Annotated in this window: 19 protein-coding genes and 1 pseudogene; 4 read left to right on the top strand and 16 right to left on the bottom strand. The window is 43.9% G+C overall.

The window, feature by feature from the left end; translation table 11 throughout:
• Positions 1-317 precede the first annotated feature (317 nt).
• A complete protein-coding gene (locus MKY98_RS13645; protein ID WP_069011776.1) occupies positions 318-773 on the top strand; it encodes a DinB family protein in 456 nt (151 codons plus the stop codon).
• Between the two features lie 149 nt (positions 774-922).
• Here the strand turns inward: MKY98_RS13645 and MKY98_RS13650 are convergent, their stop codons facing one another.
• Both MKY98_RS13650 and MKY98_RS13655 read right to left on the bottom strand, forming a co-directional pair.
• Positions 923-1,879: a tyrosine-type recombinase/integrase gene (locus MKY98_RS13650; protein WP_029517491.1), complete on the bottom strand. Its 957-nt coding sequence runs from the start codon at positions 1,877-1,879 to the stop codon at positions 923-925.
• A gap of 300 nt (positions 1,880-2,179) precedes the next feature.
• Positions 2,180-2,302 (bottom strand): annotated as a pseudogene (locus tag MKY98_RS13655) (type I methionyl aminopeptidase); the annotation flags it as partial.
• A 298-nt stretch (positions 2,303-2,600) separates the two neighbouring features.
• Here MKY98_RS13655 and MKY98_RS13660 point away from each other — a divergent pair.
• A complete protein-coding gene (locus MKY98_RS13660) occupies positions 2,601-2,768 on the top strand; it encodes a hypothetical protein (RefSeq protein ID WP_007432475.1) in 168 nt (55 codons plus the stop codon).
• 116 nt (positions 2,769-2,884) lie between these two features.
• On the opposite strand, the gene MKY98_RS13665 is transcribed toward MKY98_RS13660, so the two are convergent.
• The 11 genes from MKY98_RS13665 to MKY98_RS13715 all read right to left on the bottom strand — a co-directional run bounded on the left by MKY98_RS13665 (position 2,885) and on the right by MKY98_RS13715 (position 14,993).
• On the bottom strand, positions 2,885-3,931 hold the full coding sequence (locus MKY98_RS13665; protein WP_069011774.1) for a FecCD family ABC transporter permease: 1,047 nt from the start codon (positions 3,929-3,931) through the stop codon (positions 2,885-2,887).
• A 1-nt stretch (position 3,932) separates the two neighbouring features.
• Positions 3,933-4,997: a FecCD family ABC transporter permease gene (locus MKY98_RS13670; protein WP_069011772.1), complete on the bottom strand. Its 1,065-nt coding sequence runs from the start codon at positions 4,995-4,997 to the stop codon at positions 3,933-3,935.
• A gap of 224 nt (positions 4,998-5,221) precedes the next feature.
• Positions 5,222-6,202, bottom strand: a complete 981-nt coding sequence (locus tag MKY98_RS13675) for an ABC transporter substrate-binding protein (protein WP_069011770.1) — start codon at positions 6,200-6,202, stop codon at positions 5,222-5,224.
• Between the two features lie 37 nt (positions 6,203-6,239).
• On the bottom strand, positions 6,240-7,955 hold the full coding sequence (locus MKY98_RS13680; protein WP_069011768.1) for an ABC transporter ATP-binding protein: 1,716 nt from the start codon (positions 7,953-7,955) through the stop codon (positions 6,240-6,242).
• Between the two features lie 37 nt (positions 7,956-7,992).
• Positions 7,993-9,000: an ABC transporter substrate-binding protein gene (locus tag MKY98_RS13685; protein WP_069011766.1), complete on the bottom strand. Its 1,008-nt coding sequence runs from the start codon at positions 8,998-9,000 to the stop codon at positions 7,993-7,995.
• Between the two features lie 220 nt (positions 9,001-9,220).
• Complete coding sequence (gene rbsB, locus MKY98_RS13690; protein WP_025720638.1) at positions 9,221-10,141, bottom strand: ribose ABC transporter substrate-binding protein RbsB; 921 nt, start codon at positions 10,139-10,141, stop codon at positions 9,221-9,223.
• A 34-nt stretch (positions 10,142-10,175) separates the two neighbouring features.
• Entirely contained in the window at positions 10,176-11,144 is a 969-nt protein-coding gene (locus MKY98_RS13695; RefSeq protein ID WP_013310465.1) for an ABC transporter permease subunit, read from the bottom strand.
• A gap of 1 nt (position 11,145) precedes the next feature.
• Complete coding sequence (locus MKY98_RS13700) at positions 11,146-12,627, bottom strand: sugar ABC transporter ATP-binding protein (protein WP_069011764.1); 1,482 nt, start codon at positions 12,625-12,627, stop codon at positions 11,146-11,148.
• A 30-nt stretch (positions 12,628-12,657) separates the two neighbouring features.
• Complete coding sequence (gene rbsD / locus MKY98_RS13705) at positions 12,658-13,092, bottom strand: D-ribose pyranase (RefSeq protein ID WP_069011762.1); 435 nt, start codon at positions 13,090-13,092, stop codon at positions 12,658-12,660.
• A 1-nt stretch (position 13,093) separates the two neighbouring features.
• Positions 13,094-13,972, bottom strand: a complete 879-nt coding sequence (rbsK, locus tag MKY98_RS13710; RefSeq protein ID WP_069011915.1) for a ribokinase — start codon at positions 13,970-13,972, stop codon at positions 13,094-13,096.
• Positions 13,965-14,993, bottom strand: coding sequence for a LacI family DNA-binding transcriptional regulator (locus MKY98_RS13715; protein ID WP_069011760.1), 1,029 nt, complete (start codon positions 14,991-14,993; stop codon positions 13,965-13,967). The genes rbsK and MKY98_RS13715 overlap by 8 nt, the downstream gene beginning before the upstream one ends.
• 212 nt (positions 14,994-15,205) lie before the next feature.
• On the opposite strand from MKY98_RS13715, the gene MKY98_RS13720 reads away from it, so the two are divergent.
• Positions 15,206-15,934: a DsbA family oxidoreductase gene (locus tag MKY98_RS13720; RefSeq protein ID WP_069011758.1), complete on the top strand. Its 729-nt coding sequence runs from the start codon at positions 15,206-15,208 to the stop codon at positions 15,932-15,934.
• 94 nt (positions 15,935-16,028) lie between these two features.
• Here the strand turns inward: MKY98_RS13720 and MKY98_RS13725 are convergent, their stop codons facing one another.
• Positions 16,029-16,817, bottom strand: coding sequence for an SDR family oxidoreductase (locus MKY98_RS13725; protein WP_029517480.1), 789 nt, complete (start codon positions 16,815-16,817; stop codon positions 16,029-16,031).
• Positions 16,818-17,020: 203 nt separating this feature from the next.
• Positions 17,021-18,022 (bottom strand): copper amine oxidase N-terminal domain-containing protein, encoded by a 1,002-nt coding sequence (locus MKY98_RS13730; protein ID WP_069011756.1) that lies wholly within the window; start codon positions 18,020-18,022, stop codon positions 17,021-17,023.
• 251 nt (positions 18,023-18,273) lie between these two features.
• Between MKY98_RS13730 and MKY98_RS13735 the strand changes: the two genes are divergently transcribed.
• Positions 18,274-19,191, top strand: coding sequence for an AEC family transporter (locus MKY98_RS13735; protein WP_069011754.1), 918 nt, complete (start codon positions 18,274-18,276; stop codon positions 19,189-19,191).
• Between the two features lie 341 nt (positions 19,192-19,532).
• Here the strand turns inward: MKY98_RS13735 and MKY98_RS13740 are convergent, their stop codons facing one another.
• Positions 19,533-22,604, bottom strand: coding sequence for a X2-like carbohydrate binding domain-containing protein (locus tag MKY98_RS13740; protein WP_069011751.1), 3,072 nt, complete (start codon positions 22,602-22,604; stop codon positions 19,533-19,535).
• Between the last annotated feature and the right edge of the window lie 205 nt (positions 22,605-22,809).

Consider the following 22,809-nt stretch of genomic DNA (forward strand, 5'->3'; position numbering starts at 1 on the left):
CTTATTTGTATTACTCAATCCGGCACTCATCGAATAATCACTTTTGTTATCATTCTAACGTTAGGATACAAAGGCATCTTATGCTTAGATTTGTAGGATTCAAAAAATTGATAGGGATGTTCTTCTTTCATGAGAACGTCCTCATTTAAATTAACTACCATAGTACCAGGTTCAAATTTATTTCTTTAAATAAATTTGTGTTAGCTTTCGTCAAGGCAATATCATACTAACCTTTAATTCACCATTGCTTTCCAGCTTATTTTGAATTATTCTAATGCTAATCATAAGACGATCATTAAAATAAGGAGGCTAGTCTATTGAAGAATGCTGTTGAAGAACTGGCGAGAATCATCGAAGATTATGAAAAAGAATTTTTTTCGATCACAGAACATGAATTTAATGCCAAACCGTTCTCGGAGAAATGGTCCAAAAAAGAAATACTAGGACATCTATGCGACTCCGCTTCTAATAATCATCGAAGATTTATCATGATTAAGCATTCAACATCCCCTATCAAAATTGAATCGTATGCGCAAAATGAATGGGTGGCAGCTAATCAGTATCAGGAAGTGTTCTCTTACGTGGATGTCATACATCTATGGAAACTATTGAATAAGCAAATCATAAATGTTTTAAACTCATGTACATCATTCGATTCTAAGAAAAGATTTCAAAAAGATGACCACTCCACCGAAACATTACAGTGGCTAGTTGACGATTATATTCAGCATTTGCGGCATCATTTGGAACAAATCAATCAAAAACAAGACTAACGCTATGAAAAAGAATACTACGTTCATGATTGTAATGACCTAATGACGTTGATTTGATTTTCAAGTCAGGATGTAATTCTGCCCAATGAGTTTACATAATTATTATTATGTAAACTCATTTTCATTTAATCTCAACTTTCACGCTGTACTTATAATCCTGATATTGGTATCTGAATATCCAGCTTATCCATTGCTTTTTCTTTTTCCCGATCAGTGACATGTGTGTATACTGTGGTTGTCTGAATGGATGAATGCCCTAGCAGCTCCTGTACGGTACGCAGATCTGCTCCCTTACGCAATAGCATTGTCGCAAATGTATGTCTCAGCTTATGGCTGGAATAAGCCTCCCGGCGTTCTATACTCTTATCTTGCTGGAATCTTTCGAACGTTTCTGTAGCGATCTGTTGAATGGTGCGCACTGCCAGACGGCGACCTTTTTGGGATACAAACATCGCATCCTCTTTACCTCTCCACGGCGTCAATCTTTCCTCCAACGCATGCTCCACAAAATCACACACGGCTTCCGGTACCGGGAGAGTACGCCACTTACGTCCTTTACCGAACACATCTAAGGTACGTCTTTCTCGACTGTAATCCGAGACATTCAATGAGTGAACCTCCCCCACCCGCAATCCCATGTAGACCATCAGCAGAAAAATTGCCATATTACGATTTGCATATTTCCCCTCCACCGCGAGCAAAAACGGATGAATATCCTTTTCATCCAGATAGACGGGCATACGATTCTTTTCAGTCTTTGCTTTTTTAATTCCCGCTGCCGGATTTGTGCTGCATAACTCAAATTCCTGTAGCGCTTTAAAAAAACTGTTCACCGCTGCATGCTTCCGGTTCCGCGTACTATCTCCGGCTCCTCCCTCCCGCGCTTTAGACAAATACGACATAACATGAATCTTCTTCACCTGATCGAGTGGTTTATCACGCAACGTGCGTAAAAACTGCTTCACATCCCCTATATAATTTTTTTGCGTATGTATCGTATATCCAGCATCCTTCATCCAAATCAAAAAAGCTTCCAGCTCCTCAGTATATATTTCATCAATTTCTTCTGTTGTATCGAGCTCCACATGTCGCAACTCTTTTTTCATCCCGCTCGCCTCCAATTCAGTTCATATTCCGAAATATACTGTAAAACGATCATTTTCGTCTTATTTTTATCGACAATTCAATCGACATCTTACGCAGAAGAGATTCCAAAAGTCGTTTTAAACCTAAACAGCGTATAATTTATATTATACGCTGTTTTTTAAACGCTTTTCAAGGGTAAATAGAGCGTTTTCCCCCTTATTTAGCAGCCGAGCGAAAGCATTTAGCATTAAAAAAACGCATAAATGCGGTTCATATTCGTTATAATTTTGTTCGCCAGTAACCAGAAAGGCACTACTACTTTATAGCAGTGTCAGAATTTGAGGACCATCCTCTGTTATCGCAACTGTATGTTCATATTGAACACAAATCGAATGATCTATTATTCGAGCTGTCCAACCGTCATGTTCCACACAAGAACCCCAACTCCCCATGATAGCCTTTAAATCAGAAAACATGAGACAGTCAAATTATATACATTAAGTTAATTGCCCCTAATCCCTTGTTATCGCCAGCATCAGGAAGTATATCTAAGAACTCATGGGGTGAGTCGCTGTCGACACGGCATGGATGATGAGAAAAAGTAATTTGCAGTCTAGCTCCGTTTTCCCTTGATCATTCAGCACGATATACTTAAAGAAGTCGAAAGGCAACCTTATATTCGACCTATGCTCATTTCAAAAATGTAGGTTTATTCATGACAAAGGGAGTGTTCATTTATTTATGAGTACCGAAATGCTGGAACGTCGAAGTGAAATTCTAAAACGAAACATCCATCAATTGCTGGTTCAGGAAAATCAACACGGCGTGACACGTCAGGAAAATTACACGTTGCATAAAATGATCAGAGAGCTGCATCAAACCTCTCATGCCTTGAATACTTCCCGTTAAGATGAAAGGCTGCTAATCAAATGAAAAAATAACCTTCAGCCCCACTTCTCCTTAGTGGTGTTGAAGGTTATTTGTTGTGTGTAGCCTTTAATTGACAGGTAGTACTCTTTCGGATGTTACCCTTTGGAGCGACTCAGCAGATATAAGAAGTATGGCGCACCAAGAATGGCTACAATCAAACCTGTCGGAATTTCTTTCTGTAAAGGTAAAGATCGTGTGATCGTATCCGCTACAAGTACCAGGAGTGCTCCGACTAAAGCACAGGTTACCAGCAACATTTTATGCTTCGGGCCCACCAGCTTTCTCGCCAAATGTGGAGCCACCAAACCGACAAAGCCGATACCGCCACTAACCGAAACACTAGAACTGGCCAATCCAACCGCAGCAGCCAGAAGGAGAATACGTTCCTTTTCGATAGGTGTACCCAACCCCGATGCGGTCTGATCCCCCAGATTAAGCACATTCATCACATTTGCTTTGTAGTATACAAAAGGAAGTAATACAATCAGCCAAGGCAACAGAGCCATTACGAATTTCCAGTTTGAGCCCCAGATGCTTCCTGCTAACCAATTAGCTACAAACGTGTAGCTTTCAGGTGTCAGCTTAAGAGTCATAATGATCATCGCAGCACTGATACCCGCCGCTACACCAATCCCGCTCAGCAGTAGCCTTGTTGGGGAAATTCCTTCGCCTTTCTTGTAAGAAAGCGCGTAGATCAGAATAGCAGCTGCTCCTGATCCAATCAGCGCAAGAGCGGGAAGTAAAAACAATGAATTTGTAGTTTGCATTGATGGAAAAAGCAATACAAACAGCATGACCATCAGCCCGGCGCCCGCATTAATCCCCAGAATACCAGGGTCCGCTAGACCGTTACGCGAAACTCCCTGCATAATGCAGCCAGAAACAGCGAGGCCTGCACCGATTAGAAGGGAAATAACCATTCGTGGCAATCGGAATTCAAATAGGATTAATTCCTGCTGTGGAGTCCCTTGCCCAAATAAAGTTCTAAATAGCTCCATTGGCGAAAGCCGGATGGTTCCCGTATTTGCACTTATGGTGAACGCAGCAATGAGCAATATGAGCAGAATGACAACAACCATCCAATCATGGATTTTTTTACGATGACTAGCTTTGGCAATAGCCCCATTCGTAACGTTATTCATTTTACAGTGCCCTCCTTTCCATACGTGCCAGATAAAGGAAGAACGGAACCCCAATTAAGGCAATAAGTACACCCACTGGTGTCTCCTCAGGCGCATTAATCATACGGGCTGCCAGGTCGGCAAACACAATGAGTAAAGCTCCCATAATGGCCGAGCACGGAATAATCCAGCGATAATCGACGCCAACCAGCTTGCGGGTTATATGGGGAATAATCAATCCCACAAAACCTATAGAGCCAACCAATGACACTGCTGCACCCGCCAGAATCAGAACAAGAATCATCCCGACTACCTTTACCACCCCAGTTCGCTGACCAAGACTCAATGCAATTTCGTCTCCCAGACTAAGCAGCGTAATGGAGCGCGACAACATGAGAGCGCCGATAAAAGCTGCCACAACCCAAGGCAAAACTATACCGAGCTGAACCCACTTGGTTCCACTAAGCCCTCCGGCATACCAAAAAGCCAAATCCTGTCCAACATTAAAGTACAAACTGATCGCATCTCCTAAGGCAGACAGCAATGCCGTGACAGCTGCACCCGCCAATACAAGACGAACTGGCGTGAGACCTGATTTGGATATAGAACTTGTACCATATACCATCACAACAGCCAGAGCTGCACCAACGAAGGAATACAACATTAATTGTAAAAAAGAAGAACCCGGAAAAAGTGCAAAGCAAATCGCCATCGCCAAGCTGGCTCCCGAGTTCAGTCCAAGCAAGCCCGAGTCAGCAAGTGGATTTCGAGTCATTCCTTGCATAATTGCACCTGCAACGGCAAAGCAAACACCGATTAAAACCCCTCCCAGAATTCGAGGTAGACGGATTTCCCAAATAATTTGATGGTTTTGCAACTCGGGTTTAAAATGAAAAACAGCGTTCCATACCTCTTCTAGCCTAATAGAGGCTGCACCAAAAGATAGGGATAGCGCGATACCGAACGCTAAAATTCCAAGCCCAACTGTCAGGATAAGCGTAGCCGCCCAAGGTCGCGAGTGGAATTGAGTCGGCGACTGGTTATGTTTACTTTGAGCGGGGCCATCTGATGATTCTGATAATTTCATAACTATTGTTCACCCTTACTGTTGAATAGTATGTAGCTATCACGAACTGTGTTGAAGATGATGTTGATAATGAGAATTATTATCACGCAATCTTTACTATTGTAAATTAATGTGGCAATAGCTTCAATAGCAAATTTCGAGGAGTGCCTAATGCTCTACCCTATTGTGAAAAAATAAAGCCCTTCGGCATAAATACCAAAGGGCTGCGAACAACACCGAAACGACTACTTCTGTGCGGCGTTCTCTTTATTCCGCTGGACGATCATATCTGCGATTTCCTCAGCTTGTCCTACAATGGCAATCGGGTCGAAGTACCAATATCGATCCTCCTGAAGCTCAAAAACCTTACCTTGCCGGACCGCATTCAGTGATTTCCATATGCTGTCTCCTTTGTAACCTCTCAAATCCTTGTTAACCGTCAGAAAGATATAAGAGCCTGCATATTGATTAATGACTTCTTTTGACACCGACTTCCATTGAGTCTCACCTAATAATTCTTTTTGGACAAGCGGCGGAGGTGTCAAATTGAGTCCTCTGTATACGGCCTGTCCTCCTCTGCCAAAATTATCACCATATACATAGTATTCTTTATCCGAAGCTTCCATTACGGTGAACGTATCCTCAGGCTGAATAATACCCTTTAGCTTGTCACGTGCAGCCTGCATCCGCTGATCGTATTGGGCAAGCCATGTTTTGGCTTCCTGTTCTTTTCCAAGTAGCTCACCAAAAGCTGTCAGTTCCTCATGCACATTCTTATACGTTCCATAAGGAATGACGATGGTCGGAGCAATTTTACTATATTTTTCATATTCAGAAGCATCTTTGGAACCAATTAGAATCAAGTCAGGCTCCAGAGTCAATACTGTTTCAATGGATACGCTGCCGCGATCTCCAATGCTTGCAATGCCCTGCACAATCTCCTTCGAAAACGGATTATCCAGATAATATTTAACACTTCCCACAGGTTTAATCCCTAGTGCTAGTAAATCATTCTGGTACATATCAACTACAATCCGCTGAGGGTGAACCGGAATCTTAATATCTCCATGAATCGTTTTGACTGTTTTCATTTCCTCTGACTTTTGTTCACTAGAAGTTTGATTCTGCTTTTCATCCGGTTGCTTCACGTTTCCACTACAGGCGGTAAGAACTAAAATGACTGACAGAAGCATCATCACAATCCACATTTTCTTTGTCAAGCCCAATCTTCCTCTCTCTATTTACGGTGTCATATCGGCCTATTTACGTTCCATATTGAGCTTGGTGCAGGCGACTATACGCTCCTTTTACTGCCAATAACTCTTCATGTCTGCCTTGCTCGGCAATTCCTTGATCTGCAACTACGATAATGCGGTCAGCATTTTTGATTGTTGCCAGACGATGGGCGATAACGAGTGTCGTGCGACCTTGGGAAAGCTCTGTCAGCGCCTGCTGAATCGCGGCTTCTGTCTCTGTATCCAACGCTGATGTCGCTTCATCTAAAATGAGAATAGGCGGATTTTTAAGGAACATCCGGGCAATAGACAAACGTTGCTTTTGACCACCGGAGAGCTTTACACCTCGCTCACCGATCATTGTACCCAGACCATCCGGATATGAGCGAACAAGGTCTTCAATCTGAGCTCGACGAGCAGCATCCCAGATTTCTTCTTCCGAAGCATCAAGCTTACCGTAAGCAATATTTTCACGAATCGTTCCATCAAAGAGGAATACATCCTGCTGTACGATACCAATCATGGATCGCAGCGAATCCAGCTTCATTTCACGGATATCCATCCCATCAATGGTAATGCTACCTTCCTCAACATCGTAGAAGCGAGGCAACAAACTGCAAAGTGTCGTTTTACCTGCTCCTGAAGGACCTACAAGTGCTACGGTTTCACCTGCATGGATAGATAGGTCTACTTTGCGTAATACCTTATCTTTGCTTTCGTAACCAAACGTTACACCTGCAAATTGAATATCTCCATTAAGATGGCTAACCGCCTTGGCCCCAGGCAGATCTTCTACATCCGATTCACTTTCCAGCAAATCCAGGTACCGTCGGAAGCCGGCAATCCCTTTCGGATACGTTTCGATGACAGAATTAATTTGTTTAATTGGCCCCAGGAATACATTAGACAGCATCACAAATGCGATAAATTCCCCGTAGGTCATCTGTCCTTCGATAACAAACCATGTTCCACACACAAGCACAAACAATGAAACCAGCTTCATTAGTATAAAACTAATCGAGGAATTCCAGGCCATAATCCGGTACGCGATCAGCTTCGTTTTACGAAAACGTCCATTATTCTCAGCAAAACGTTCCATTTCATGTGCTTCGTTGGAGAACGCTTGAACAACGCGAATCCCGCTGACATTATTTTCAATGCGAGCGTTATAATCCGCAATATCAGAAAACATACGATGGAAAGCAGCAGACATTTTACGGCTGAAATAAAGAGACAAGTAAATCATGAGGGGTACAATGATGAAAGTCAGTACAGCCAGCTTCCAGTTAATGCTGAGCATGATACCAAAGGCTCCCCCCAGTGTCATCAACGCGATGAACAAATCTTCGGGTCCGTGGTGGGCAATTTCCCCAATATCCATCAGGTCGTTGGTCATACGGGAAACGAGATGCCCTGTTTTGTTATTGTCAAAAAAGCGAAAAGATTGCTTTTGTACCCGATCAAATAGCTTTTTACGCATGTCCGATTCGATGTTAATACCCAGCTTGTGCCCCCAATAGGTAACTACGTAATTCAGCGCAGCACTTATGACATAAATACCGAGTAGAGCTAGACAGGCATATAAAATCCATTTCCAGTTCCCACTGGGTAGCAAATCATCGACCACCCGGTTGACTGCAAGCGGAAAAGCTAACTCCAGCAGTGCTGCCAGCAAGGCACAAGAGAAATCAATGATGAACAAAGTCCGGTAAGGACGGTAGTATTCAAAAAACCGTCTAAGCATAGTCATGACTTCTCCTTTCTAATTTCAATTGAACTGATCACTTCGGATCAACGGAAAACATTTTAACGGCCTCATCCAGAGATTGGTCAACGGCTAGCGGTGAGTACGTAAACCACGGATCTGCTTTGATGAAATACACTTTGTGGTTCTTGACAGCCGGAAGATTTCTCCACAGTGCACTTTGTTCAATTTGCTTAAGCATTCCGTCCTTGCTCGCTTCATCATAAACCAGCATAATAATTCGGTCTCCTGATAGTTCAGGCAGCTTTTCCATTGAAATAACATCATAAACATAATTAAATCTCGGGTCCTTCGCCAGCTTCTGGCGTATGTACTCAGGAGGATTCAATTCCAGTGAACGGTAAATAACATGTCCTACATTCCGCGCTCCGTATACCCTTAACACATTCTTATCGTAGGCCATATAAATCGTAACCGTTTCATCTTTTTTGAATTTTCCAGCCAGCTTCTTTCGACCTTCTTCAGCCTTTTTGTTGAAACTAGCGATCCACTGCTCGGCTTCCTTCTCCTTACCCAGCACGGCTGCGACATTCCGCAGTTGCTCAAATAAGTCGCCATCTCCAAACGAAACGACCACGGTTGGAGCAATTTTCTCCAGCTGCTCCTTCACTTCTGGCGTGGTATATTCTGTTGTGATGATCAGGTCCGGTTGTAACTCCAGCACCTTTTCTACATTTGTCGGGTTCCCAATATCCGCAACTCCGTCAATCTTACCTTTTAAATAGTCGCCTTCCAACAAGTGGGAAGCAGCACCTGCAGGCTTAACTCCCAAGGCCAGCATAGCATCCAAATATTGTGTCGTGACAACTCGCTGTGGATTTGCAGGGATACTGATCTTATTACCAGTAGCATCAGTATATTCGCGCATGACAACCGTTTTGGATTGTCCGGAAGGATCATTAGTGCTGGTCTTGTCATTTGTCTGGTTGTTGCTAGCTGCGTTTCCACATGCACTCAATACAACCATCAAAAGAACCACAAGACAAAACGTGGATTCCCATTTTAATCTGTACCTTTGTTGCACAATATACGTCCTCCTTAGATATATACAATTCATAATATGATAGTGATTCTCATTATCATATAATTGTTATTCTATCTTTTACCGTCTGTTCTTACAATACAAAAATAAAAAACTTCCATTTATGTGTATGTATCGTCATCGTAGAATAGCCAAAAAAAAGAACTGATGCGCATTACAGCATCAGTCCGAATAGCTTAATATGTTAGGTCAAGCGTCCTTTTTATTTCGATTGATCCACTAACTCCAGCTTAGCGGGAATGGATGTTTTCACGGTTTTACCTTGAAGTACATCCTTGGCTGCCTGCACCGCCAATTGACCAATAAGCTCGGGTTGCTGAGCTACGGTGGCTGTCAGTTTCCCTTCCTTAATTGATTTAAGCGCATCCTCGTTACCGTCAAAACCGATGACTGGAATGTTCTTACCTGAGCTTTGGATTGCTTCGATCGCACCCAACGCCATTTCATCATTGTGGGCAAATACTGCCTGAACGTCCGGGTTGCCTTGCAGCAGATTTTCCATCACGTTCAAACCTTTGGTCCGATCAAAATCGGCCGATTGTTTAGCTATGACTTTCAGATCCTTATCTGCTACTTCATGGAAGCCTTTCCCACGTTCACGGGTAGCGGATGCTCCTGGAACACCTTCCAGCTCGATCACCTTGGCACCTTTTCCAACTTGATCAATCACATATCGGGCAGCCATTCGTCCTCCCTCTACGTTGTCTGAAGCGACGAGTGCTTTTACATCGCCTTTGTCAGCAGAACGATCCAGTGTAATAACCGGGATGTTCAATGCATTCGCTGATTGTACCACAGTGGAAATGGCCGAAGAATCTGTCGGATTAATGAGTAACGCGTTTACTCCCTGTTGAATCAGATCATCCACGTCATTACTTTGTTTCGCCGAATCATTTTGTGCATCCACAACAATGACCTGCATTCCTTGTTTTTTGGCCTCTGCCACAACTCCGTCTTTGAGAGAGACGAAGAATGGATTATTCAGTGTTGAGATCGACAAGCCGATTTTAATGTCCTTCAGGTTCGCGGCCGCTTTAGGTTTCGCCCATTCGGGCGGTTCCAAGGAACACCCTGTCATGAGCAGGAGCAGCAAGGCAGTCATGATTAATGTAAGCTTTTTCATATTTATGTGTCTCCTTCTACGCAGATTAGGTGTATTATGCGGATTTTTTACGGTCAATCAATACAGCAATAGCGATGACGATCCCTTTTACCACCATTTGATAAAATGAGTTAACCCCCAGCAAGTTCAAGCCATTGTTTAGCGTACCGATGATAAGCACACCAATTAATGTACCTACGATTCGTCCGCGTCCTCCCGAGAGGCTTGTTCCACCTAATACGACAGCCGCAATGGCGTCCAATTCATAAGAAGTACCTGCTGTAGGTTGCGCCGAGTTCAAACGTGAAGTCAAGATAGCTCCCGCCAACGCGGAAAGCATTCCAGCCAGAGAATAAATCCAGATTTTTACACGCGGTACTTTAATACCAGATACAATTGAAGCCTTCTCGTTACCACCAATGGCATACGTTTTGCGTCCGAATGGTGTTTTATGCAAAATGATCCATAGAACAGCAAAGGTAATGAGCATCGTAATCGCTGGAACCGGAATACCGAACTGATAGCCACGTCCGAACAATTGAAATACCAGACTGTCTCCGAGTCCTGTAATAGGGTTACCGTTGGTATAAACGAGTGTCAATCCTCTGAAAATAGTCATGGTTGCTAGTGTAGCAATAAACGGTGCCATTTTACCTTTCGTAATCATCAAGCCGTTGACCATCCCCATCACGCCACCCAATGCACAACCGATGATAATCGCCAAAATAGGATCGAACCCGGCCAGCATCATATTTGCGACAAACGCACTGGATAGTGCTAATATGGAGCCGACTGACAAATCAATTCCGCCTGTGAGAATAACGAAGGTCATACCGAACGCAATCAACGCATTAATGGATACCTGGCGCAATAAATTCAAAATATTAAGCGGTTCCAAAAAGCTGGGATTTAAGACCGATACAATGATTACCAAAATAATGAGCCCCAACAATGGGCCAAGCTTCTGTGTGATTTGTGACATTTGAAAGCCTTTGCTGCTTTTTGATTCATTCATAGTTGTCATATTACTGTCCTCCTGTAGCTAGCGTCATAATATTTTCTTGTGTGGCTTCTTCCCTGCTCAGCTCTCCGCTGATCTTTCCCTCGTGCACTACGACAATACGATCGCTCATGCCGAGTACCTCAGGGAGTTCCGAGGATACCATGATAATCGCGACTCCACGTTCGGTCAACTCGTTCATCAACTGGTAAATTTCCCGCTTGGCTCCCACATCCACACCTCTCGTCGGTTCGTCAAGGATAAGTACATTCGGACCAATACCTACCCATTTGGCAATAACCACTTTTTGCTGGTTACCACCTGACAAACTGCGAACCGTTGTTTCGCCCGATTGGGTTTTGATTTGTAAGCGCTTAATTAAAGTGTTAACAAAATCTACCTCTTTTTTACCTGAAATAAATCCTTTTGAAGTAAAACTGAACAGATTCGGCAGTACCATATTTTCCCGGATAGAAAAATCCAGCACCAAACCCTCATCTTTTCGGTCTTCTGTAATGAAGCCAATCCCTAGTTTCACTGCATCATCCGGTTTACGAATAGACACCTTTTTTCCACGCACATGAATCTCACCACGATCCAAAGCATCCAGTCCAAATAACGCACGCATGATCTCGGTCCGTCCCGAGCCCATCAAGCCTGAAAAACCTACAATTTCCCCAGATCGTACAGTGAAATTCACATTTTCAAACAACCCTTTATGCGAAGCATTTTTGACCTCCAGCACCACTTCTCCCAAAGCAGGCGTTCTTACCGGGTAGCGTTCAGTCAGCTCTCTACCTACCATTTTCCGTACAACCTCATCAAAATTCGTATCGGGAATCGCCTGAGTATCCACCGTTTTCCCATCACGCATGATGGTAATCCGATCACAGATCGCGAATATTTCCTCCATCCGATGTGAAATATACACAATCGAAACACCAACTTTTTTCAAGGAAGTAATAACCTCGAATAGCTTCTGAATTTCCCGTTCGGTTAAGGCGGCTGTCGGCTCATCCATCACGATAACTTTAGCATCTGTCATGAGTGCTTTGGCAATTTCAATCATCTGCTGTTGACCCACTGAACACTCGCCTGCTTCACCGTTCAATGGAAGGTTTACCGAAAGCTTGCTGAATTGTTCATTTGCTAGCGCTTTCATTTTGGAGCTATCTAGTAAGCCCCACTTGGATGTCATTTCCTTGCCGATAAACAGATTTTCCAGCACAGTCATCTCCGGCCACACATTCAGTTCCTGATGAATAAAAGCAATTCCTTTTTGCTCCGCTTCTTTGGGGTCAGCAAAATAGGTTTCCTGGCCGTCAATGATGATCGTTCCCTCATCTCGCCGATGCAGTCCGATTAGAATATTCATCAGCGTTGATTTGCCTGCACCATTTTCACCCATGAGGGCATGTACTTCTCCTTCACGAAGATCAAAGTGAACACCACTCAGTACCTGATTGGTTCCAAAGGCTTTGTGAATTCCTTTCATTTGAATCTGCATGCTGTACCCTCCTTTTTATTCAACATTGATTTATCCAAAATGAACTCCTGCCTGCAAAATACAATTGGCATACGGTTTAGCCTCTCCTGTACGAATGATCGCCTTTGCATAACGGGTCAGCTCCTTGAATTGTTCATGAGAGCAAAACTCAATGACGGCAACCTGCTTACTAATCTGTGGCTGTTCTAATTGGTCCCCTGCAAAGTTGTGCATAATATACTGTAATGCTTGTTCATTTTCTTGTTTGATTTCTTCGGCCAGCGTTACTTTTTCGATCACCATATCTGCTGCAATGACATCAACGACGTCCTGAAAGGATGGAACACCCAGTTTAAGGGCCAAATCAATTTTGGTAACGCCTTCAGGAACAGGTAAGCCAGCATCAGCCACGACAATATAGTCAGTGTGGCCGAGATCCGACAGTATTTTGGATATATGACTGTTTAGGATTCCATGTTTCTTCATATTATATTTGCTCCTCCACTTCACGACGGGTTGGCATTCCACCTTGGGCACCAAATTTGGTAACGGATAATGACGCAGCACGATTAGCAAATTTCACACTGTCTGCCAGCGAATTTCCTTCAGCTAAAGCCACTGCAAAAGCAGCGTTAAACGTATCTCCTGCACCTGTCGTATCAATAGCTTCTACTTTATAAGTAGGAACCACGACTTCCTGTTCTCCGTCGAAGAACCGTACACCGTTGCTGCCCTCAGTCACAAACAGCTTGTTGGGATATTTGCGCAGCGCTTCTTGAAGACTTAAATCCTTAAACATAATGGCAGCTTCATGCTCGTTTGGCGTAATGTAGGTCGCATTCGCAATTACGCTTTCCTCTACTTCACGAGCCGGGGCTGGATTCAGCAACAAGGGTATCTGGTATTTCGCACAAATCTCGCTTACGTAAACAACCGTTTCTGTTGGTATTTCCTGTTGAATTAGCACAATATCCGAACTTCGGATGACGTCAAGCGCTTCTTCCACATAGGCGGGCGTCACTTCATTATTCGCTGCTTTTACCACGACAATACTGTTATCGCCTTCAGCTAGTATAATATGCGCTGTACCGCTTTCCATATGTGTAACCGGTTTCACATAATCGGTATGAACATGATTTTCTTCAAAATTACGTAAAATCTGCTTCCCAAAATGATCATCCCCTACACGTCCAATCATCGTAACGTCGGCTCCGAGTCGTGCTGCGGCTACTGCCTGATTGGCTCCTTTACCTCCAGGTACGGTTGTGAAGCTTTCACCCAATACCGTTTCACCAGCACCGGGACGTTTGGACGAAGTAACTACGAGATCCATAGAACTGCTTCCGATAATCGAAATTTTAGCCATCATTATCCACCCTTCTCGTTGTATCCCGTTCTATAAATTTGACGGGCAATTGTATGCTTGAATAGGTAAGTACTTTCGAATGAAGATTAGGTACACTTGACTTCGTTACTTGCGAATGCTCAATCAACTGAATGAGTAGTCCTGCTGCTTCCCAGCCCATTTCATAAGCAGGCTGTCGAATCGTTGACAAAGGCGGGAATAACAAACTACTTAGTGGTATATCATCAAACCCGATAATTTGAACATCATCCGGGATTTTCTTTCCTAATCTATGTGCCTCATGCATCACCGCTGTAGCCACGATATCATTACTTGCGATAACTCCGTCCGTATCGGGATACTTGCTAAACAGCTCTTTGGCCCACGACTCGGCCTCCTTGAACGAAAAGGACGTTGTCTCGACCACATGGTAAGCAATTCCGGATTGCTGAAGCTCTTCAACCGCCCCGCGAAAACGGTCTTGTGCTGGACGAATATGTGCAGGGCCCTGCATGACTGTAATTTGTTTGCTGCCGCGTGCAACCATTTCTTGAGCAGCCAAGCAACCACCATGGGCTCCATCTGCATATACGGAGAGGCTGTCACTGGAAGTTCGATCGAGAAAAACGACCGGGATCTTCAATTTTGCGTAACAATCGGCATCGGGATCATTGGTAGAAGAAATAACACCAACGACATTATTTTGAACAAAAGTATCCATGTAATCCAATTCTTTTTGACGATCTTCATCACTATTACCGAAAATAATCCGGAAATCATTTTCCTGCATTCGATCCTCTACCCCGCGAGCTAACAAGGGAAAGTAAGGGTTCGTAATATCCGGCAGCAAAAGACCGATTAATCTAGATTTCTTTTTATACAAAGAACGTGCAACTTCATTAGGCTTGTAATTTAACTGCTTCACAGCAGCCTCAACCTTTCGCCGTGTATCCTCATGCACATATCCAGTTTCATTGATAACTCTGGAAACGGTTGCTACGGAAACCCCTGCAAAGCTGGCGACTTCTTTAATTGTTGTCATAGTGTAGGTTCAACTCCAATGTGTAACCGGTTACACATATAAAATATCACAGCATTAATTTTTTGACAAGCATTAATTATTTGCACGTTAAATCCTTTAGCTTTATAATTCTTATTGTAACTAGTGAAGTTCCACCTTTATACACATTCTAAAGTGAGGAGCAATGCTCCCGGTTACACAATAAAATACGTATACATGGAGGCTTATCCCTGATGAATATCGAAGTTTGGTCTGATTATATGTGTCCGTTCTGTTATATTGGTAAACGCCGTTTGGAGCAAGTGTTACAGAAATTTCCACATCACAATGAGGTGCAATTGACATTTAAGAGTTTCGAATTGAACCCGGGTGCTGTGAGAGATAGTGGTAAAACGATCAATGAAGAACTAGCCGCTAAATATGGGGTCAGTCTGCAAGAGGCTCAGGCTATGAATGATCGAATGAACGAAAATGCACGCTCTGCGGGTCTTGAGTATAATATTCATGCCATGGTGCCGACGAACTCTCTTGATGCTCACCGCTTAACACTTTGGGCTCAAACACAAGGCAAAATGCTGGAGCTGAGCGAGCGCTTATTCCATGCTGTTTTCATCGAAGGCAAGCATACAGGGGATCATGAAGTGCTGGCAGCGCTGGCTACTGAAGTTGGTCTAGATCAAAAGGAAGCGGCTGCTATATTAGCCAGTGACCGTTTTACCGACGAAGTTAGAGCTGATGAAGCCGAAGGCGCTGAGTTGGGTGTTCAGGGTGTACCATTCTTTGTATTTGATCGAAAATTTGCCGTTTCTGGTGCCCAGCCGGAGGAAGTATTTCATGACGCACTTCAAAAAGCATGGGATGGACGCTCACCTTTCACTATGATAAGTGGCAGCTCGTCCAAACAGGATGCAGGTGGTGTATGTACGGATGAGGGTTGTGAACTTCCAGGCCGCGAGAGCTGAACAGTCCTTGAATGAACATTTCCAACTCCCTAAATAAATTTTAAAAAAGCGTGCCAGCCCCCTATTAAACCTGAGGCTGGCACGCTTCTTTATTTTATAACGATTTAATCATTCCGCCATCCACAAGGATGGTGCTCCCTGTCAAATAGGATGAAGCTGAAGACGCCAGAAAAGCAACAACTTTACCGAACTCTTCAGGCTCTCCATACCGCCCCAATGGAATGCCCTCTTCTGCTTGTTTTCGAACCTGATCCGTCGTTTGCTGGGTTTTCTCAGCTCGATGCTCGTCCAAGCTACGCACGCGATCGGTTGCAATTCTCCCCGGTGCTACAGTATGTACCAGAATATTATGAGGAGCCAATTCCAGAGACAATGTTTTCGCCAATCCAGCGACTCCAGTACGTAGCGTATTTGAAATGATTAGTCCCGGAATTGGCTGCTTAACTGAGGAAGAAGCAATATTTAATATCCTACCGCTTTGTTGTTTTTTCATATAGGGTAACACCTCACGGATCAACCGGATATGACTAAGTAAATTTTGTTCAAAGGCCTGCATCCACACTTCATCAGTAAAATCATCAAAGGTACCAGCAGGAGGCCCACCCGCATTGTTAACCAAAATATCAACGGTGCCAAACAAATCAGCTGTACGGCGGATGGCCTGGGAGATATCTTCTGGTTTTGTTACATCGCAAACTACATATTCAACGCGGCCACTCGCTGTTTCCAGTAATTCCGCCTGCGTCCGCTGAAGCTCTGCTTCGTTCCGTCCTGAAATGATGACATTCGCACCCTCGCGTGCCAGCTCCCGTGCGCTTGCCTTGCCGAGTCCTTTACTGGAACCTGCAACAAAGGCTGCTTTTCCCGTTAATCCTAAATCCATCTATAACACTCCCTTTTGTCAGTGTTCTCTATTTAATTGTACACATGACCAGCACATAATGCGAATAGCTTGGTAGTATCATGAAGGCTATCTATCCTCTCACCATTAAAAAGAATACGGAATCATTCATTGCAAGGTAAAACAAAAAGGCCTGACATTTAGTCAGGGGCCCTTTTTGTTTACAAAATATTTGTTACAGCACGTTATGATGTTGATGCAGGTGTTGTTGGCTGCTCGTATACAACAACGGACTGGCTCTCAGGCTCCCATTTAACATTTGTCCCCAAGACCTCTCCGATTACCCTTACAGGTACCATTGTCGTCCCATCCACTATGGATGCTGGCTGCTCGATAGAATACGGCTGACCGTTAATATATGCTTTCGGACTGTTAACAAATAATTTGACGGACACGCCGTTACGGGTGACAGTAACAGCCTTTTCTTTCGGATCCCAGGAAACCTTTGCATCCAAAGCTTCGGAAGCTGTTCTAAACGGAACAAGTGTGGTCCCATTGCGGTTAATCGGTTTGGCGTCGTATTCTTCACCATTCACGAACAGCTTCATACCCGACGGCCGTCCGGCCTTCTTCGAGAATTCACCCAGCTTTTTGTAGCTGTCCAGATCGGACACATTAGCCAGTACCGCCTCCTCCTGCATGTAAACGGCATCTGTCACATTTCCGTTTTCAGCCAGTAGCTCAGCTGCCTCAGTCAGTGCTTTACCAGAATTCCGGATCAATTCAAGTTCAGCAACCTGCTCCGAAGTCAAACGGTCCGGGTATTTCGTAAGCAGCAGATTCGCAATAACCGCTCCTGCCGGCTTATCCTTCGTATTTTCTACCGCGTGAAGCAGACCCTTGTAACCGTTGCGTCCCTTGTGACCATTATGGTCTTTGGACCCCCCGTATGTATCATCCGTTACTGTAACAGGTTCAGTTTTTCTGATTTCTGCGTGTTTGTCTTTTTTACTGTTTTCATCCTTTTTACCGGATGCTTTGTCCTTTTGTTTTTTGGACTGATCATTGTCTGAGTCATGGGGATTGATTAGCTCTTCCCCGCTCTTTTCATTCCCGTCTTTAACAGACGTCTTTGCTTCCTGTTTGTTCCCCTGATCATTTCCGCGTCCCTGCTTGGCTTCAGCGGTTCCCGCTGCCAATCCCAAGACCAGTATACACGCTAGTAAAGCTGTCCAAGTGTTTTTCATGATGCGATTCCTCCTTATAGTAAACACCGGGCTCAATCGTCCCTAGATGTATTAACGGTTTCTCTAAGCTGATTTTTTATCTTTTTTTATTTAATGTGTGAGACACCACTATAGCTGCAGTCCAGATTACCAAAACCACTATAAAATTTTATTATACGTCTAACCTATTTACACAGTATAATGAGAAAATGCCCATGCATTTATAAGAAACAGCCTTTACATTCGCATAATAGAAAGAAGATGAAACAGACATGTTCGGCACCATTCTTTTGGACGTTGTTTTACCTATTTTTGTACTTATCGGTTTTGGTTGTATCATGCAATATTATTTTCGACTGGATTTGTATACCTTAGCTAAAATCAATTTTTATTATATCACCCCCGCAGTTGTGTTTACGGGTCTATATCACTCGGAAATTTCTTTAATGCTCATGGGTGAGGTTTCACTTTTTTATGCCTTGTACATAGCTATTCTGTACGTAATCAGTACTACCGTCGCCAGATCGCTGAAATACAGCCCTGGAATGCGTGGAGCTTTTACAAACAGTGTAATGCTAGATAATTCAGGAAATTATGGTCTACCAATCAATCAGTTAGTGTTCAAAGGTGATCCGCTAGCCATTTCCGTTCAGGCTCTGATTATGACCTTTCAAAGCTTTGTTACATTTACATACGGTACTTTTGTTGTACAGAACGGTAAGGCTAACACTCGAAAAATTTTAATTAATTTTTTGAAAATGCCTGTACCTTATGCACTTGCACTAGGTTTGCTCCTAAATCTGTTGCATAGTCCGTTGCCTAATTTACTGGCTGAACCTTTGAAATATATTAGTCAGTCGATGGTTGCCGTGGCTCTACTTACTTTGGGAGCACAAATTGTGCAATATCCCTTTCGTTTGCGCCGGACAGCCGTATACATCAGTATGGTACTACGCCTGATTGCAGGTCCACTGGTCGGTTTTCTGCTCGTCTTGCTACTGGGTCTTAAAGGGATTCCCGCTCAAGCCTTGCTCATTGCATCGGGTATGCCTACCGGAGTTAATACAAGTATTTTGGCGGAAGAATATAAAAATGAACCCGATTTTGCCGCACAAACAGTATTACTATCAACGATTATGAATGTCATTACGATGACACTGTTAATTTCAGTATCCCGGCATCTTGTTTGAGGTGTATGATAATATAAAAAATGGATTAGAGACGCTTTTTGTCTAAGGACAGGAGCGTTTCTTTTTCGAGATAAAAGAACATACGTTCCTGTTGTTGCTTCTTTTTTCTACTTAAGGTGGTGTGTTTGTTATATTGAGATCGTATGCGAGAAAGAGTTTTTTTCTATTGTTAATTTTTCATATAATGAAATAATTATATTATCTAATTTGAATCTCTATTAGTTGCTGTTTTCAACTTGTCGTTGCTTTTTCCTAAAAAAAGAATGCGGGACAACAAGGTCATCAAAATAAAGCCAGCTCACTCATTAGAGTGGCTGACTTAGGATTATCCTTATTAAGGTTTAGGGCTCAATTCCCCATTGCTTGCTTCCAGACAGATAAGCGGTTATTTTAGCAGAATCTTGTAAACTGTTTGCTGTAGGATTAAATGAATAATCATCGGTCTGTGTGTAACTACTCCAGTCCTCTTTGGATATCCGGGTTTGCAAATCCACACTTTGACCAGGCTCTAAAGAACCCGCAGCCGATTTAAACCCAATTATTGCATAAGAGTCTGCCCCTGGCTTCGCATTGGATAATGTTTTGAAGCTAGCAATCACATTCCCTGTACCGACGCTCGACCAATCCGTGAAGAAATTTTGTGTTTTCTCCCCGTTAATGGTGTAATAATAACGCAATGTCACATCTGCTAGGGAAATGGATGAGGTTCCCGTATTGGTTATTTTAAATTTGGAACTGATTGTATTGCTTGTGGTGGATACATTCCCATTGAAGGTTTGCACCTTCAGAACGCCCTCGCCTGTTCCTGGCTCACTTGGCGTATCCCCTTTCACCGTAATCGTAAACAACGCATCATTGCCTGTACTAAAATGGAAGTTTAGTGCTGTCTCTCCTTTAGGAAGTTTAGATAAATACTTGTTGGTAAGAACGACTGTATCCTCACTAAGCGTATAATCTTCACCTTTGTTCAACACCACACTCCCCTGCTTGATCGCTTCCAGCGTATTGCCGTTAAGTGTTAGCTTGACAGTAATATCTGTATTGTTGTTATTCACTCCATAGGTTGCAGTCGTTGGTGTAATACTTGCTTGCCCGGTAGATGGCTGATCACCACCCACACGATCTACCACCAGAATGCCGCGGCCATTCGTTCCCAGATAAGCACGTCCATAAACCCGCGGGTCCCCAATAATTTTGGTCACTCGAGCATATTGATGTTTGTCATCATTAATGCGCGCCCAGTTTGCACCAGCATCGTCCGATCGGTAAAATCCACGTGTACCATCTATTTTACCAACGATAAATACCGCTGCATACGTGCGGTTCGGCGCTGCCTTACCAAAGCCTACAAAATCCGCTTCCTGCACATTAGAGAGCTTGGTGAACGTAGCGCCGGAATCGTTGGAATGCCATAAACCATATGCCCCCCCATCCTCGGAGCCTCCGGCGAACCACACATCTCCTTCTGCTCCTCGTACAGCATCAATATCAGCATTGCCTGCTGTCGGTAAGCCAGTTACCGCTGAAGGCGTAAAGGATACGCCACCATTGGTGCTCACATATATTTTCCCGGAGGCAAATGCGTAATATTTATTAGGGTTCACTCGGTCAGAGACGATCTTTGCATTCGCTGGAATCCCTGTGCTTGCTGTCCATGAGTTGCCACCAGTTTTGGAGTAGAACACACCTTTGTCTGAGGTACTCCACAGCAAGCCATTACCATCTGCTGCTACAGCGATGCTGCCCCCTCCTGCTGTACCAGAAGGCTCGCTATTTGCCTTATACCAGTTGGCTCCACCATCATTGGAAATACCGATGGATTTGGCATTTGGATCTTTTTTATAATCCGCTTTACCTACCCGAGCCATAAAAGAAGGATTCAGCTCGGCATAATCAATACTTTCGCTGCTTGTAAAAGTCGGATTATCCAGCATTTTAGCTGGAGCCTTGAATAAATCGTCATGTCTGAATCCAGAGACATCACCTACTGCGCTCACCAAAGGCGCGCCGGTTGGAGGGCTCACCAGATCCAAAATCGCCGTTTCCTCTACCCCTTTAGCGGCTACTGAAATATCCAGCTTTCCGCCTTTATCCCAATTGGTTAGATTTTTAGAGCCATAAATCGTAGCTCCGGTGCCGTACAACATATGGTCTGAATTAAATGGATCTATCTCCAGATCACCGATCATCCACCCCAGCTTGGGCGATACTTCCGGTGGAGCCGGGTTGGCATTGAAAGTCAGCCAAGGTGCACCGCTTATATCCAGATTATATTTCAGCTTGCGAGACGGATAACCATCAAATTCCCAAATAGGACTCCAGGTTGCCCCACTGTCCGTGCTGCGGTAAATCGTTTCATCCGGCCACCAGGCATTCAACGTAGCAACCATAAGTGTACCTGGCTTCTGGGCATCCACCGTCAGTCCACCATATCCAAAATGATTGTCCGCGCTACTGCTACCTATGGGGCTAATGTTAGTCCACTGCCCGCTGGCTGTATTCAATTTCCACAGTTCACCCTTTGTTCCGTCATATGGACCGGCTCCATCGCTATAAGAAATATATAGATTGCCGTCCGTTGATAACACACCGTGATGTGGCAAATAGCCCGTAGGCTGTCCCGCTATAGCAGACCAGGTTGTCCCGCCATCTGTACTGCGATAGACACTTTGCTTTTTATCTGCTACACCTACATAGATCGTCTGCGTTGCTTTACTCGAAGAGCCTGTTTTTTTGTCAAAGGTGATCCAGGCTAAACCGACAATGTCGCTGGTATATTCATTGGAAGGGTCCTGTACATACGTCCCTGGATTTGGGAAACTGCTCACCTTGCTCCAAGTTGCTCCAAAATCAGAGCTTTTCCATAGTCCATTACCACTTCGAGCTCCAAAGAACAAAATATTATTCCTATTTGGATCAATCGTCAGACGTTCCCCCATCGAGCGCCCCGGCATATTGCCCCCCACCTTAAAAGGAAGCTTGGTCGTCTGCCACGTATTGCCCCTGTCGGTGGAACGCATAATTTGCCCGTTTTGTTTATCCCATGAATTAGTATACGTACCTGTAGCTATATATACACGGTTTGGATCAACAGGATCAGTTGCTAGTGCATCGACACCATTTTTGTTCCAATCCTCCCAGCCCACAGAATCCGTCAGCGGAATCCAGCTCTCATTGGCAGCATTCCACCGGTAAGCCCCTCCAATATCTGTACGTGCATAGATCAGGTCTTTTTCCGTTTCATTAAAAATAATGCCAGGTACAAAACCACCACCTCCACCCGTAACGACACTTTTCCAACTGTAATCGTCACTTGAAGCAGCATGAGTCGGCGCTATCATTCCTGTCCAGGAAGCACCCGCTACCACAAGCGCCAAACAAGCAATCTTCAACCTGTTTTTTGCCTTAGTCAATGAATTCAACCTCCTTCTTCATAATCATTTGAATATACGAATTCGTTCCTATCGTTATCGTTGCTTCTCACAATTCTGACAAATGTTCTCTTAGACTCACCCCCATTCATCCCAATAAATATAGTGCAACACCCAATTTGTTAGCGCTTACACTGTTGTCATGCTCAATAGATTCGTCATCTTTTTTTCATTTCCTTGTACGAAA

Origin of the sequence: Paenibacillus sp. FSL M8-0228, from assembly GCF_038007385.1 — a bacterium.
Lineage (GTDB): Bacteria > Bacillota > Bacilli > Paenibacillales > Paenibacillaceae > Paenibacillus > Paenibacillus polymyxa_D.

Excerpts from the sequence above, each read along its gene's own strand:
- MKY98_RS13650 (WP_029517491.1), bottom strand. The coding sequence starts at position 1,879 with ATGAAAAAAGAGTTGCGACATGTGGAGCTCGATACAACAGAAGAAATT.
- MKY98_RS13660 (WP_007432475.1), top strand. The coding sequence starts at position 2,601 with ATGAGTACCGAAATGCTGGAACGTCGAAGTGAAATTCTAAAACGAAAC.
- MKY98_RS13665 (WP_069011774.1), bottom strand. The coding sequence starts at position 3,931 with ATGAATAACGTTACGAATGGGGCTATTGCCAAAGCTAGTCATCGTAAA.
- MKY98_RS13670 (WP_069011772.1), bottom strand. The coding sequence starts at position 4,997 with ATGAAATTATCAGAATCATCAGATGGCCCCGCTCAAAGTAAACATAAC.
- MKY98_RS13680 (WP_069011768.1), bottom strand. The coding sequence starts at position 7,955 with ATGCTTAGACGGTTTTTTGAATACTACCGTCCTTACCGGACTTTGTTC.
- rbsB (WP_025720638.1), bottom strand. The coding sequence starts at position 10,141 with ATGAAAAAGCTTACATTAATCATGACTGCCTTGCTGCTCCTGCTCATG.
- MKY98_RS13695 (WP_013310465.1), bottom strand. The coding sequence starts at position 11,144 with ATGACAACTATGAATGAATCAAAAAGCAGCAAAGGCTTTCAAATGTCA.
- MKY98_RS13700 (WP_069011764.1), bottom strand. The coding sequence starts at position 12,627 with ATGCAGATTCAAATGAAAGGAATTCACAAAGCCTTTGGAACCAATCAG.
- rbsD (WP_069011762.1), bottom strand. The coding sequence starts at position 13,092 with ATGAAGAAACATGGAATCCTAAACAGTCATATATCCAAAATACTGTCG.
- rbsK (WP_069011915.1), bottom strand. The coding sequence starts at position 13,972 with ATGGCTAAAATTTCGATTATCGGAAGCAGTTCTATGGATCTCGTAGTT.
- MKY98_RS13715 (WP_069011760.1), bottom strand. The coding sequence starts at position 14,993 with ATGACAACAATTAAAGAAGTCGCCAGCTTTGCAGGGGTTTCCGTAGCA.
- MKY98_RS13720 (WP_069011758.1), top strand. The coding sequence starts at position 15,206 with ATGAATATCGAAGTTTGGTCTGATTATATGTGTCCGTTCTGTTATATT.
- MKY98_RS13725 (WP_029517480.1), bottom strand. The coding sequence starts at position 16,817 with ATGGATTTAGGATTAACGGGAAAAGCAGCCTTTGTTGCAGGTTCCAGT.
- MKY98_RS13730 (WP_069011756.1), bottom strand. The coding sequence starts at position 18,022 with ATGAAAAACACTTGGACAGCTTTACTAGCGTGTATACTGGTCTTGGGA.
- MKY98_RS13735 (WP_069011754.1), top strand. The coding sequence starts at position 18,274 with ATGTTCGGCACCATTCTTTTGGACGTTGTTTTACCTATTTTTGTACTT.